This window comes from Sphingobacterium sp. SYP-B4668 (genome assembly GCF_027627455.1).
GTDB lineage: Bacteria > Bacteroidota > Bacteroidia > Sphingobacteriales > Sphingobacteriaceae > Sphingobacterium.
In genome coordinates, this window is record NZ_CP115483.1 from 4680000 (window position 1) to 4693288 (window position 13289).

Consider the following 13289-nt stretch of genomic DNA (forward strand, 5'->3'; position numbering starts at 1 on the left):
AAAAACAACAAATCACCGCTGGGAAGCGCAAATATTTCCTTTTGACCAGTTTACTTTCTAATTTTGTCACGTTATAACATAATCAATTTATCGATTATAAGTCGGCAGATATGGCTTCAATTTACAAAATTTATGCTCCTGTGTCCAGGATTGGCAAGTATCTCCTACTTGCTAACCTAAATTTTAGCACCCTATTTGCTGTACAACATCCAAACACTATAATATCATACGATTATGCCTGTTAGAAATCTAATCATCGGAGCCATCGCGTTAATTAATTTCATTATCATCTCCTTTGGGTTGATATTTGCCACGAATTGGTTTTGGCTGCTTATTATCCCACTTCCGATGTTGCTGATTGCGATCTATCACACCATCCAGACCAAACACGCTATTCTAAGGAATTACCCTTTGGTCGGGTATTTTCGATTTTTCTTTGAGTCTATCCGACCAGAGATGCGTCAATACTTTTGGGAGTCCGATACAGATGGTCGCCCATTTAGCAGGCGCCAACGTTCTATTGTTTACCAGCGTGCGAAAAATGAACGAGAGACTGTTGCATTCGGTATGCAAAGCGACCCCAATGCAATTGGCAATGAGTGGGTAGCGCACTCTGTATTTCCGTGCCATATCCAAGACCACAATCTTCGGACCATGGTGGGCAACTCGCAGTGTAAACAACCTTACAGCTTAAGTGTATTCAATATTTCAGCGATGAGTTATGGCGCACTAAGCAAAACGGCTATTACAGCATTGAATAAAGGTGCGGCTCTTCAAAACTTTGCCCATAATACAGGTGAGGGAGGAATCAGTGAATATCATATCAGCGGTGGGGATCTTATTTGGCAAGTGGGAACGGGCTACTTTGGATGTAGAAATGAGGAAGGTAAATTTGACGAAAAGCTCTTTCAAGAGAAATCCAACCGCCCATATGTAAAAATGATTGAACTCAAGCTTTCGCAAGGAGCTAAACCTGGTCACGGTGGTATATTACCAGCGGCAAAGAATACACCTGAGATTGCAGCAATACGCCACGTCATCCCAGGTACGGATGTGATGTCTCCTCCCGCCCATAGTGCTTTTGGTACACCAGAGGAGATGATGCTATTCATTCAGCATATGCGTGAGCTGTCCAATGGTAAGCCAATAGGTTTTAAAATATGTATAGGTGACAAACAAGAGTTTATTGATATTTGCCATGCGATGCAGACTACGCAAATCGTGCCGGATTTCATCTCGATAGATGGCTCTGAAGGTGGAACGGGGGCAGCTCCACTAGAATTTACGGATAATCTAGGTATGCCCCTTTATGACGCATTGACATTCGTGACAAAAACACTTATTTCCTTTGGTCTAAAAAAATATATCAAGATACTTGTATCAAGCCGCATTGTAACAGGATTTGACTTACTGAAGGCCATTGCCTTAGGAGCGGATGCTTGCTATAGCGCTCGTGGCATGATGTTCGCCCTAGGCTGCATCCAAGCATTGAAATGCAATGAAGATATTTGTCCTGTAGGGGTAGCCACACAGAGACCTAACCTTTACAAAGGATTGGATGTTGAAAATAAATATGTCCGTGTTGCTCAATTTCACCGCAATACACTCCGCGCCACGGTGGAGATAATGGAAGCCTGTGGTTTTAAAACCTTGAATGACGTATCTGCAGATAAATTTTTTCGCAAAGTAGATAATAGGACGACGATGAGTTTTGAAGAAATATACTTTGGTTCGGAAGGAAAGCTGATTAACAGTCATACAGACTTTGCTCCGAAAGTATTCAACTAGATTTTTAAAAAAATCCTGACCTATATGTAGTCAGGATTTTTTTTTAGATATTAACTCAGTGATTGTTGAAGTTTGACCTTAGCCATCGCCCCCCATTGGAAGGGCCAGTGAACACAGGTCTACTTGAGATTGGAGTATACTTTAGACAATGTATCATGCGCGCTATAAATCGCATCAGCGGAGACGCCACTCAACGCTTCGGATATAGTCTTCGAGGCCTGCTCTAAGCCTTTGGATTTAATTTGTCTCCCCGCTTTTGTCAGATAGATCAAATTAGATCGGCGATCCCCTTTGTCATTGACGCGTATCACTAGATTTTGCTTCTCCAGATTATTAATCAACCTAGTCACACTTGGCTTGTCTCGGAATGTGCGATTTGCCAGCTCTTGCTGCGTTAATCCTTCCTCCTGCCACAAATTGTATAAGATACTCCATTGTTCTGAAGTAATACTCACTCCAGATTCTTTTAGGTTTTGCTGGAGCCTTCTTGTGAGTGCGGTAGTCGCTTTACCTGTCAGAAAATTAAAAAAATCTTCTGTGTAAATGGTTTCATTGGTAATCATTTTAATGGTTTGGTTTAAGTTGTTTATGCAAATAAAACAAAACAAGTTAAGATTAGCAACAAAATTATTACTTTTAATTCCTTCAATATACTTATCTTTAGCCTGATATGGAGCAGATATTACCTTTATTAATCGGGTTGGCTATTTTTGCCTATAAAATTTACGAGAATTTTAATAAGCAAAAAGAGGAAGATCGTAAACGCAACTTGAAGCGTCCCAAGGCGATGCCAACTACTCCGTCTCCTGTACAAACGACCAAGCCTTATACCCCGCCCCAACCACCATCACCTCCTGTTTTCAAACAATCAGAGAGACATTTAGTGCACAAGAAAATAGAACCGGTATCCAACTTACCAAAGGAGATTCCTGCTGAGGTGGCTCAAGCGAGGAAACAAAGAGAACGCACGAAACGATTGCATCTTGATGAAGTGGGCTTAGAACGAGAAATGGAAGTCAGTTTTGACCTACGTCAAGCAATTATACAACAGGCGATATTGGAAAGACCATATAAATACTAAATCTACTACTGTAAAGAAAAACCATCTGCATCCCCCAAGAATGGAAAATCAGCACGTGTAGTGAGTAAATCTTTAGGATTTAAGGTAAATGTATACAAATCTTCATCTTCTGGCTTGTAATAGATTACATCCCCCATTGGAGAGATACACATCGAGCCTCCAGAATAATAAATTTCATTACCATCATGCCCTACTCTATTGACGCCGATTACAAATGACTGGTTCTCAATAGCTCTTGCTGGAATCAAGCTACGCCAATGCGCGGAACGCTTATCTGGCCAACTGGCGATATACACTAACAAATCATATGCAGCGTGTTGATTTCGTGACCATACAGGGAAGCGAAGATCATAGCAAATCATCGGGCATATTTTCCAACCTTTCAGCTGCAAGATGACGCGTTGGTTTCCTGGTTCGAAATACTTGTGTTCGCCTGCCATCGTAAATAAATGGCGTTTGTCATATTTGACAAAACTACCATCAGGAGACATCCATACAAAGCGATTGAAATACTTCCCATCTTCAAGTATAATAAGAGATCCCGCTATGACGCAGTCAAATTTTTGGGACATTTCGTACATCCAATGCATTGTAGGCCCATCCATCGTCTCTGCGCATTTTTCAACATTCATCGTAAAACCTGTATTGAACATTTCTGGCAAAAGTATCAAATCTGTTTTCTCCCGAAGTGATGATAAACGTAGTGCAATATTGCTCAAGTTTTTCTCGATATTCTCCCAAAACAAATAAGCTTGAAAAGTTGTAATCTTGATGGTTTCCATGTATGTGTATAATTGCCCTTAACAATTAAAATAATATTATGACAATATGATAAAAAATCACGATTTATCATAATCGTAATTAATAACTATACTATCGTATCCTGTTTAATAAATCGCCTGCGAGATTATAGAGCTGTTCTTTTCTATCCTGTCCCACTTCAATCTTTGCTAGTGTATCGAAAGCTAACGTCGTAAAATGTGCTTTCTTATCATTAGCTAGCGCTCTAATGTTGTATTTAGCGTACAATGTTTTCATCAATTGTACTTTATTTGGTTCGTATTGCAGATCACATGCAAGAAGTTGTTGAATGTCAATAATATCATCCTGACTAGCATTTTCCAGCAACTTGATAAGTAAAAATGTCTTCTTATTTGCGATAATATCCCCCCCAACCTGTTTACCAAATGTTTCGGGGTCACCATATACGTCCAAAATATCATCTTGTAGCTGAAAAGCCACACCAACATACACCCCAAATTCATAAATCAACTGTTGTTGCGCAACAGGAGCCCCTGCAATAATCGCTCCTAATTTTAACGCACCTCCTAATAAGACAGAAGTTTTTAGGGTAATCATATGAATATACTGCTCTTCGGTCACGGATTCAAGAGACTCAAAGTCCATATCCAATTGCTGTCCTTCACACACTTCAGTAGCTACTTTATTGAAGGTATTCAACAAATCAAAGAGATACTCTTTGGGACATTTGGCAAGCTGCTCATAGGCTTTGATTAAAAGACCATCTCCAGAAAGAATGGCAACGTTGTCATTCCATTTTTCATGAACGGTCTGTTGACCTCTTCTCAAAGGTGCCTTGTCCATAATATCATCATGGATCAGCGAAAAATTATGAAAATATTCAATCGCTAACGCTGCTGGGATGGCATTTGTGACCGCTTGAAGACCGAACAACTCTGCCCCCATCAACACCAATACGGGGCGAACCTGCTTACCTTTAAGGGTGAGGATATAGCGTATAGGGTCGTACATATTTGCAGGGGTCTCTGGAAATACCACTGAAGCTAAAGCTTCTTGAACAGAATGAGAGGGGGAAGTACTTGTAATCATATCGTTTCTTATCTCTGCGAAGATAGCAATTACTCGCGAGTAATACACAGCGCTGGGCCTTCTAGCCTCATCGATACAAGGAGGGTAGATGGCATTATTCTAGAATCAAATTGTTCAATATGATATTTAATTTCTAATTTTAATGCTTAATCTTTAATCGTGCGCATACTCATTATCCATAATTATTATCAGGACCTAGGCGGAGAAGACATTGTTTTTCAGCAAGAAGTTGCCGAACTGCGACGAGAGCACGAGGTATTCACGCTCATTTTTAAAAACCGCAAGGGTGTGAAGGGACTTTTTCAATTTCTGCTCAGTCCATGGAATGTATTTGCTGCACGAAAAGTACAACGAAAGATAGCTGAAGTGAATGCCGATATTGTCCATTTTCACAATACGCAATATGCATGTGGACCTTTGGCTATCCGACATGCAAAAAAAGCAGGAAAAATCGTCGTCATGTCACTCCACAACTTTAGATTATTATGCCCCTCAGCCACTCTCTTCTATAAAAACACCTTATTTACGGATAGCATACACCGAAAATTCCCCTGGCTGGCTATCGAGAAGAATGTGCTAGACAACTCAAAAATCAAAACACTTTGGACGGCTCTTAGCTATTGGATACATCGTAGAATTGGAACCTGGAATCTTATCGATCGTTATTTTGTCTTGGCAGAGTTTTCTAGACAATTATTCATTAGCAGCACACTTCCTGTGGATAGTGACAAATTTGTAGTCAAACCTAATTTTGTAGATATGACAAGCACCATCCAAAGTAAAGAAAGAGGAAAGCATTTTCTTTATGTAGGGAGATTGTCACCCGAGAAGGGAATCACCAACCTACTCCAAGCGATAGCAGGTACAGATATCCAATTAAAAATAGCAGGTACAGGTCCACAAACAGAGGAAGTGAAGAGCATGGCTATTAAAAATCCCAATTTGGACTATTTGGGAATGATGGACAAGTCGCAGATTATAGATGAGTTGAAATTCTGCAAAGGGCTTATAGTACCATCTGTCTGTTATGAGGGTGGGGTGCCGCTGACGATTATTGAAGCGTTTGCGACCTGCACCCCAGTAATCGCCAGCAACATAGGGGCTATACCTGATGTTATCATAGAGAATGAGACGGGTTTTCTGTTCGACCCGCATAAAGCCGACACTATTATTCATGCTATCACACAGGCTAACTCTACACCAACAGCAGTATTAGCAGGAATGAGCCTAAAGGCACTTGATCTTTACCAACAGTCATACACTCCTGACATTGTCATTAGAAAACTAACCGCAGAATATGAAATGCTTATAAAAGATAAGTCTTAACTTTGTAGTATGAGCATCATTTTTTTAGACAAGTTAAACTTAGGTAGCAAAATCCAAGAAGTATTGGAGAGCATCTACGACCCGGAGCTTAAACCAGCAAACATTGTGGACTTAGGTCTGATATATGAAGTGATTACAAAGGAGGATGGCATGGCCAAGATTGTAATGACACTGACAGCCCCCGGTTGCCCTGTTGCTGGAGAAATCATGGACGAGGTACAGCGAAAAGTAGCAGCTATAGAAGGATTAAAAGGCGCTGTAGTGGAGTTGACATTTGACCCACCGTGGACCAAGGATATGATGACAGAAGAGGCTAAATTGGAATTAGGATTTTTATAGGACAATCCGTGGTGGATTCACCACGTTTATTTCCCCTCCAAGTCGCTCAATTTCTTAACGGGCTTAGTGGGTACCTGATCTTTCCCGAAAAGCTTGTTCCATATATTTCTTGACTCCTTCGTTAAGAGAGGAGAGACTATTGATAATATCAATACGTATACCACGACAAAGGACTGTAGAACGGGTAGCAAACCACCAGCCTTACCAATGTTGGCCATGATGATGGAGAATTCCCCTCGAGCCGACAATGTGAACCCAATATCAAAAGATACACGAGGTTTCATTCCAGAGAATTTAGAAGCGAAATATCCTGAAACCAAGTTGCCCGCAATGGTAATTACAGCAGCAATGGCTGCCCACATCACAGCCCCTCCCAACGACATCATGTCGATGGATAAACCAAAGCTAAAGAAAAACATAGCGCCGAAGAAGTCCTTATAGGGCAGCACCATGGCTTCAATCTTTTTAATATACTGAGAATCTGCCAAGACCAAACCTGCCATTAAAGCCCCTATCGCCTCGGCTACGTGAATAGTCTCCGAAAAACCAGCAACTAAAAACAGTAAAGCAAATATCAGCAAAATAAAAAGCTCGGAGGACTTCACCTGCAACAACTTATCAATAGCTGGAACGAGTTTGCGTCCTAAAATCAAAAATACCAGTATAAACCCTAAGGCTAACAAAGAAGTACCAGCGACTGTCCAGAAGGAACTACTTCCAGTAAGAATCAATCCTGACAGAAAAGAAATATGCATGGCTATAAATAGGTCATCGAACATAATCATGCCCATGATGACCTCTGTCTCCGGATTGGCAGTACGTTTGAGGTCTGTCAATACTTTGGCCACGATGGCTGTAGACGAACTGGTCATGATACCGCACAGGACCATTGTCTCTTTGAAGGGCATATCCATCAACCATCCGATCAGCAACCCCGAAACAAAGTTAAGGGCTACATATACACTACCTCCCGTGACAATGGATTTACCAGATTTGATAAGTCTGCCTACCGAGAATTCAAGCCCTAAGTAAAACAGAAGGAATAGTACCCCTAAGCGGCCCATAAAATCAATAAAGGGTTTGCTTTCGGTAAAGGATAGATCAATCAATCCAAACTGAGGGGCATGCTGTCCTAAAACCATCCCTATCAATATAAAAAAAGGTATAACGGAGAACTTCAACTTATTCGCGATAAAACCGACGATAGCGACGAGTCCAACAGCAACACCTATTTCTAAGATAAGGGTAGTAGATAGCATATGATAAAAATTAATTAATGAAGTAGTTCTTTTAACGCTTTGATATTACCTCTCTTTCCAGCAACAACAAGAGTAGTACCTGGACTAATTTCGTAGTCTGGGCCGGGGTTGATCACGGTATCTTCATCTCGAATTCCAGCAATAATGCTCGCGCCTGTATTTTTACGAACGCCTAGCTCACCGATTGTCTTGTTGCAACTGACGTCACCCCCACCGACCTTATACCATTCTATAATCAAGTCGTCCAAAGCGACCTCGATGGTTTCCAAAGCTTTGGGTTTATAAGAAAGTCCGCCTATAATACCGGCAACTTGTCTGGACTCCTCATCAGAAAGGGTCATGACACACCTTGACTCATTTTCTTCGGTATCGTAGCGATACAGCTCTCTTCTTCCATCGTCATGGATAACAACAACCATGCTATCCCCTGCATCCGTCTCTATTTGATATTTCTTACCTATACCAATAAGATCCGATTCTCTTACAACTGACATAATGTAAATGATTAGTGATTAATTATATGCGAAACGGCTTTCTTATTGAACCGTATCTTGCAAACTTAGTTAAACTTTTTTTGATATGAAAACTGAAGCCCATTATCAGACAGCAGTCTTGTATTCGTTTTCTAAAACACGATAACATCGTGCTTTAGCGGCCAACTATTCCGCATGAATCAGCTTATATGTCCCGTCCTCACGTTGCTCAGGTCGGCCAATAGCTATACTTTTAGAATGGTAGAACAAATAGATCCAATCATTCGGAGCACCCTCTTCCCAATATTCTTGACGTAATTCTTTGGCCCTGCGCCCATCATAGTCATACTTTGCGATGAAGTTACGGAAGATCTCCTCTGGCTCAGGAAGTACGTCTCCTCCAAAAAAGTAATGTTCACCTCCAGTCTCTATATGGAATGCTTGATGGTGAGGTGTATGTCCACCATTTTGCTCAAAGCTAATCTCCTGGTTGACCATCCCTCCACCCTCTACCAAAACGAGGTTACCGCTTCTTTGGATAACATCAAATATATCTGTCTTGTAAGAAGATGAATGCCCACTGAACGCGTCTTCCCATTCTCCTCTTTGCACAATATATTCCGCTTCTGGAAAAGCGATGCGACCTACGCCATCTCTAAATTCAACCATGCCTCCTGTGTGATCTTTGTGCAGATGTGACATCAACACATACTTGACATCTGTTGGTTCAAAGCCCAATTTTCGGATATTATTGTGAATAGTCAGATTCCCGTCATCATCTGTCATACCCAACCCTGCATCACATAATATAAGTCCTGCAGCAGACTCAATTAAGAAAGGGTGTACATGTACAAATAGGGATCCTGGACGATCCTTTGGACTGTCTTTATCTTTATCAAAAGGTATGAATTTTTTCGAGGAATCGACGGAAAAAGAGCCTTCAAAAAGCGAATGTGCTTGTATCATATTTATATGCTTGGAAATATGGAAGTTATGATTTCAACATTTTTAGTTACTGACCAAAGATTAGGTAAGTAGCTTTTCAAAACGTATATTTACACGTTAAATCAATGCAAAGATATGCAAAAAAGGTGGGTACTAAAGTCTAAATCTGAACATAGCAAAGTCATAAAATTAAGTGATGAGTTAGGTATCAGTCCAGTACTCGGCGAATTGCTGATCAATAGGGAGATTGAAACTTTTGAGCAAGCAAAAGAGTTTTTCAGACCCTCTCTTGCACATTTGCATAATCCTTTTCTGATGAAAGATATGGATATTGCCGTATCTCGAATCGAAAAAGCAATAGGCAATAATGAGAAGATATTGATTTACGGTGACTACGATGTAGACGGAACGACAGCCGTAGCCGTAGTGTATAATTTCTTCAGGGAATTTCATACCCGAATTGAATTCTATATTCCAGACCGCTATGCTGAGGGCTATGGTATTTCTACCCAAGGCATCGACTATGCAGCTGAAAATGGTTTCACCCTGATTATTGCTTTAGACTGTGGCATCAAGGCAAATGATAAAATAGATTACGCCTCTTCCAAACAAATTGATTTCATCATTGGAGATCACCATCTCCCTGGTGAGGAGCTCCCTCAGGCAGTGGCTGTACTGGACCCGAAACGTGAAGACTGTATCTATCCATACAAAGAGCTATCTGGATGCGGGATTGGCTTTAAGCTTATACAGGCTTTTATCCAGAAAAATGAGATGGATATCCAGCTATGCTATCAATTCTTGGATTTGGTTGCGGTCAGTATCGCTTCAGATATTGTCCCCATAACAGGAGAAAATAGAATCCTCTCGCATTTTGGACTTCAAAAGTTGAACACCAACCCCTGCTGTGGACTTCAAGCACTCATCAACCTATCCTCTAACAAGACAGGCACATTTACGGTCAATGACATTGTCTTTCAAATCGGCCCTCGCATTAATGCTGCTGGCCGCATAGATCATGCGAAAGATGCTGTCAAACTACTAATATCTAAATCACTACCAGAAGCGAAGGATTTTTCAGAAAGTATAGATGACCAAAATAATGTCCGTAAGGATTTTGACCTGAAGATAACCGAAGAAGCACTTTCGCTTATTGATGAGAGTGAAAAACTACAGGCGCGAAAATCGACAGTGCTGTTCAAAGCCGATTGGCACAAGGGTGTAATTGGTATTGTCGCTTCAAGGTTGACGGAAAAATATTATAGGCCTACAATCATTCTAACACAAACGAATGGTCATGTTGCTGGGTCTGCTCGATCAGTAATCGGTTTTGACCTGTATGAAGCCCTGAGTGAATGTAGCGATCTACTGGATCAGTTTGGCGGACATAAATATGCCGCAGGGTTGACAATGAAATTGGAGAATGTTAGCTCTTTTCAAGAGAAATTCGAAGATGTGGTCACAGCTAAAATCAAACCTGAAATGCTACAACAGGAGGTAATCATTGAAATTACTATTCCTTTAGTAGATATAACGGTCCGATTCTTCAAGATTCTGAAACAATTCGAGCCATTAGGCCCTCAAAATGAAGCTCCAATTTTTCTCACAAAAAAGGTAATGATCGTTGGCAACGCATACATTGTGGGAACAAATCACCTCAAGATGACGATTCGACAAGAGGATTCAGCTTCATTTGACTGCATAGGATTTGGTTTGGCTGAACACCTTCCCCATATCAACAGCGGCAAACCGTTTGACATTTGCTACGCGATTGAAGAGAACAATTGGAGAGGTAAGAAAAATCTACAATTGAACATTAAGTCTATACGATACTAGCAATTATGCATGAAAAGAAGCCAAAATCGCAGTCTTCCATTTCAAGGAAACTTTAGTTAAGTTTGTATACTAGTGCCTTAGGCCAAATCATCAGCTTGAAACGAATACATAATGATCTTAAAAGCAGAGCACCTCATTAAAAAATATAAACAACGTGTTGTTGTCAATGATGTATCCTTCCATGTAGAGCAGGGTGAGATAGTAGGACTCCTAGGCCCTAATGGGGCAGGAAAAACGACTTCCTTCTATATGATCGTAGGTCTAATCAAACCTAATGAAGGACATGTTTATCTAGATGACCAAGAGATTACCAGTGATGCAATGTACCAACGCGCTCAGAAGGGGATTGGTTACCTTGCTCAGGAAGCCTCTGTTTTTAGAAAGCTATCTGTGGAAGACAATATTCTAGCGGTATTGGAGATCCATCATCCCAATAAAGAGGAGCGTAAGGAGAAGTTAGAAGAACTATTGACGGAATTCAGTCTCCATCGCGTCCGCAAGAATAGAGGCGACCTCCTTTCTGGGGGCGAGAGACGACGTACGGAAATTGCAAGAGCTCTTGCTGCAAATCCATCATTCATTTTATTGGATGAGCCTTTTGCGGGTGTCGACCCTATTGCCGTAGAGGAAATTCAGACCATCGTATCTAAATTAAAGACCAGAAATATCGGCATACTGATAACGGATCACAACGTACAGGAGACACTTTCCATCACTGACAGAGCATACCTTTTGACCGAAGGCAAGATTATGTTGACTGGCACCCCCGAAGAAATTGCAAACAATGAATTGGCGCGTAAGTTCTACTTGGGCCGCCATTTTGAGTTGAGACGCAAAAAATTATAGACTTAATCATTTTAATCTAAGATATGGCAATATTAAACTCGCTCTTCACGTGGTTCATGAATAAAAGGATGCATCAAATCGATCTTTTTATCAAGTATCCCCACGAAGTTCAAGAAGAGTGGTTTCAGAGTTTAATATCGACAGCCGAAGCGACTGAGTGGGGCAAACGATACGATTACAAAAGTATCCTAACCCCTGAGGAATACAAGCAAAGAGTCCCGATACAGGACTACGACTCCATAAAGGGGTATGTAGATCGAATGATCAAAGGAGAGCAAAACATCCTATGGCCCTCGGACATCAAATGGTTCGCAAAATCATCGGGTACCACCTCTGATAAAAGCAAGTTTATCCCGGTTAGTGAGGAAGCATTGGAAGAGTGCCACTATCAAGGTGGAAAAGATATGCTATCCATCTTCTGTCACAATAAACCGGACAACAAGGTATTCACGGGTAAGTCTGTCGTCTTAGGTGGTAGCTCTCAAATCAATAGTTTTAGCTCTGATTCATACTATGGAGACCTCTCGTCTATCTTAATCCGTAATCTACCCTTTTGGGCTGAGTTTAAACGGACCCCCAACTTGGAGGTCACACTTAATCCTAATTTCGAAGAAAAAATAGAGAGTATTGCGCAAATCACAATAAAAGAAAATGTAACCAATCTAGCTGGCGTACCGACATGGAATATTGTGATGGCTAAGCGCATCTTAGAAATCACGGGAAAAGACAATCTACTAGAAGTATGGCCGAATCTCGAATTTTACAGCCACGGTGGGGTGAGTTTCAAACCCTATCGGGAACAGTTTAAAAAACTAATCCCTTCGGATAATATGTACTATCTCGAAAACTATAACGCTTCTGAGGGGTACTTCGCTTTGCAGGATCGATCGGATTCTGACGATCTGCTTTTGATGTTAGACTATGGCGTGTATTACGAATTTCTTCCGATGGAAAATCTTCATGATGAACACCCGAAGACCCTAAGCCTTGATCAGGTAGAAATCGGAAAAAATTATGCGTTGATTATCTCCACCAATGCTGGTCTATGGCGGTATATGATTGGAGACACAATCAAATTCACCTGCCTATCTCCCTTTCGGATTCAAATCTCGGGACGTACCAAACAATATATCAATACCTTTGGTGAAGAATTGATTGTAGACAATGCAGAGGTAGCGGTAAAAAAGGCAAGCGATATAACTCATGCGATTGTTAGGGACTATACTGCAGGACCTGTTTATTTTAATAATGGAGAAGCCGGTGCCCATGAGTGGATCATCGAATTTGAACAACAGCCGGATAACTTTGAAAACTTCTGTGCGATATTAGACGATACCTTGATGTCTATCAACTCGGATTATGAAGCCAAACGATTCAAGAATATGGCATTACGATTCCCTATCATTCATAATGCACCCCAAAATACATTCTTTGGATGGATGAAATCTAGAGGAAAACTAGGCGGACAGAATAAAGTCCCGAGACTATCGAACACCCGGGAATACCTCGACCCTATTCTCAAAATACTTGGCAAGTAAATATCAG

Annotated in this window: 13 protein-coding genes; 7 read left to right on the forward strand and 6 right to left on the reverse strand. The window is 41.0% G+C overall.

The window, feature by feature from the left end:
• Nucleotides 1–234: 234 nt before the first annotated feature.
• Nucleotides 235–1788, forward strand: a complete 1554-nt coding sequence (locus OQ289_RS19180) for an FMN-binding glutamate synthase family protein (protein ID WP_033565421.1) — start codon at nt 235–237, stop codon at nt 1786–1788.
• Nucleotides 1789–1907: 119 nt separating this feature from the next.
• Here the strand turns inward: OQ289_RS19180 and OQ289_RS19185 are convergent, their stop codons facing one another.
• The gene (locus tag OQ289_RS19185; RefSeq protein ID WP_270088374.1) at nt 1908–2351 is read right to left on the reverse strand and encodes a MarR family winged helix-turn-helix transcriptional regulator; all 444 of its coding nucleotides are present in this window, start codon (nt 2349–2351) and stop codon (nt 1908–1910) included.
• 107 nt (nt 2352–2458) lie between these two features.
• On the opposite strand from OQ289_RS19185, the gene OQ289_RS19190 reads away from it, so the two are divergent.
• The gene (locus OQ289_RS19190) at nt 2459–2869 is read left to right on the forward strand and encodes a hypothetical protein (protein ID WP_270088375.1); all 411 of its coding nucleotides are present in this window, start codon (nt 2459–2461) and stop codon (nt 2867–2869) included.
• Between the two features lie 5 nt (nt 2870–2874).
• Here OQ289_RS19190 and OQ289_RS19195 read toward each other — a convergent pair whose 3' ends face one another.
• Together OQ289_RS19195 and OQ289_RS19200 are read right to left on the reverse strand one after the other, a co-directional pair.
• Nucleotides 2875–3651, reverse strand: a complete 777-nt coding sequence (locus OQ289_RS19195) for an amidohydrolase (RefSeq protein WP_033565423.1) — start codon at nt 3649–3651, stop codon at nt 2875–2877.
• A 91-nt stretch (nt 3652–3742) separates the two neighbouring features.
• Complete coding sequence (locus OQ289_RS19200; protein WP_270088376.1) at nt 3743–4720, reverse strand: polyprenyl synthetase family protein; 978 nt, start codon at nt 4718–4720, stop codon at nt 3743–3745.
• Between the two features lie 159 nt (nt 4721–4879).
• Between OQ289_RS19200 and OQ289_RS19205 the strand changes: the two genes are divergently transcribed.
• Nucleotides 4880–6046, forward strand: a complete 1167-nt coding sequence (locus tag OQ289_RS19205) for a glycosyltransferase family 4 protein (RefSeq protein WP_270088377.1) — start codon at nt 4880–4882, stop codon at nt 6044–6046.
• 9 nt (nt 6047–6055) lie between these two features.
• The gene (locus OQ289_RS19210; RefSeq protein ID WP_033565426.1) at nt 6056–6385 is read left to right on the forward strand and encodes an iron-sulfur cluster assembly protein; all 330 of its coding nucleotides are present in this window, start codon (nt 6056–6058) and stop codon (nt 6383–6385) included.
• A 26-nt stretch (nt 6386–6411) separates the two neighbouring features.
• On the opposite strand, the gene OQ289_RS19215 is transcribed toward OQ289_RS19210, so the two are convergent.
• From OQ289_RS19215 to OQ289_RS19225, 3 genes are all read right to left on the reverse strand, one after another.
• Nucleotides 6412–7644 carry a cation:proton antiporter gene (locus OQ289_RS19215; protein WP_270088378.1) on the reverse strand — a complete coding sequence of 411 codons (1233 nt, stop codon included), beginning with the start codon at nt 7642–7644 and terminating at the stop codon, nt 6412–6414.
• A gap of 14 nt (nt 7645–7658) precedes the next feature.
• Nucleotides 7659–8138: a cation:proton antiporter regulatory subunit gene (locus tag OQ289_RS19220; protein WP_033565428.1), complete on the reverse strand. Its 480-nt coding sequence runs from the start codon at nt 8136–8138 to the stop codon at nt 7659–7661.
• A gap of 165 nt (nt 8139–8303) precedes the next feature.
• The gene (locus tag OQ289_RS19225; RefSeq protein ID WP_033565429.1) at nt 8304–9083 is read right to left on the reverse strand and encodes an MBL fold metallo-hydrolase; all 780 of its coding nucleotides are present in this window, start codon (nt 9081–9083) and stop codon (nt 8304–8306) included.
• 114 nt (nt 9084–9197) lie between these two features.
• Here OQ289_RS19225 and recJ point away from each other — a divergent pair, with 114 nt between their 5' ends.
• From recJ to OQ289_RS19240, 3 genes are all read left to right on the forward strand, one after another.
• Nucleotides 9198–10898, forward strand: a complete 1701-nt coding sequence (recJ, locus tag OQ289_RS19230) for a single-stranded-DNA-specific exonuclease RecJ (protein ID WP_270088379.1) — start codon at nt 9198–9200, stop codon at nt 10896–10898.
• Between the two features lie 111 nt (nt 10899–11009).
• A complete protein-coding gene (gene lptB, locus OQ289_RS19235; RefSeq protein WP_033565431.1) occupies nt 11010–11744 on the forward strand; it encodes an LPS export ABC transporter ATP-binding protein in 735 nt (244 codons plus the stop codon).
• Nucleotides 11745–11767: 23 nt separating this feature from the next.
• Nucleotides 11768–13282, forward strand: coding sequence for a GH3 auxin-responsive promoter family protein (locus OQ289_RS19240; RefSeq protein WP_033565432.1), 1515 nt, complete (start codon nt 11768–11770; stop codon nt 13280–13282).
• Nucleotides 13283–13289 lie beyond the last annotated feature (7 nt).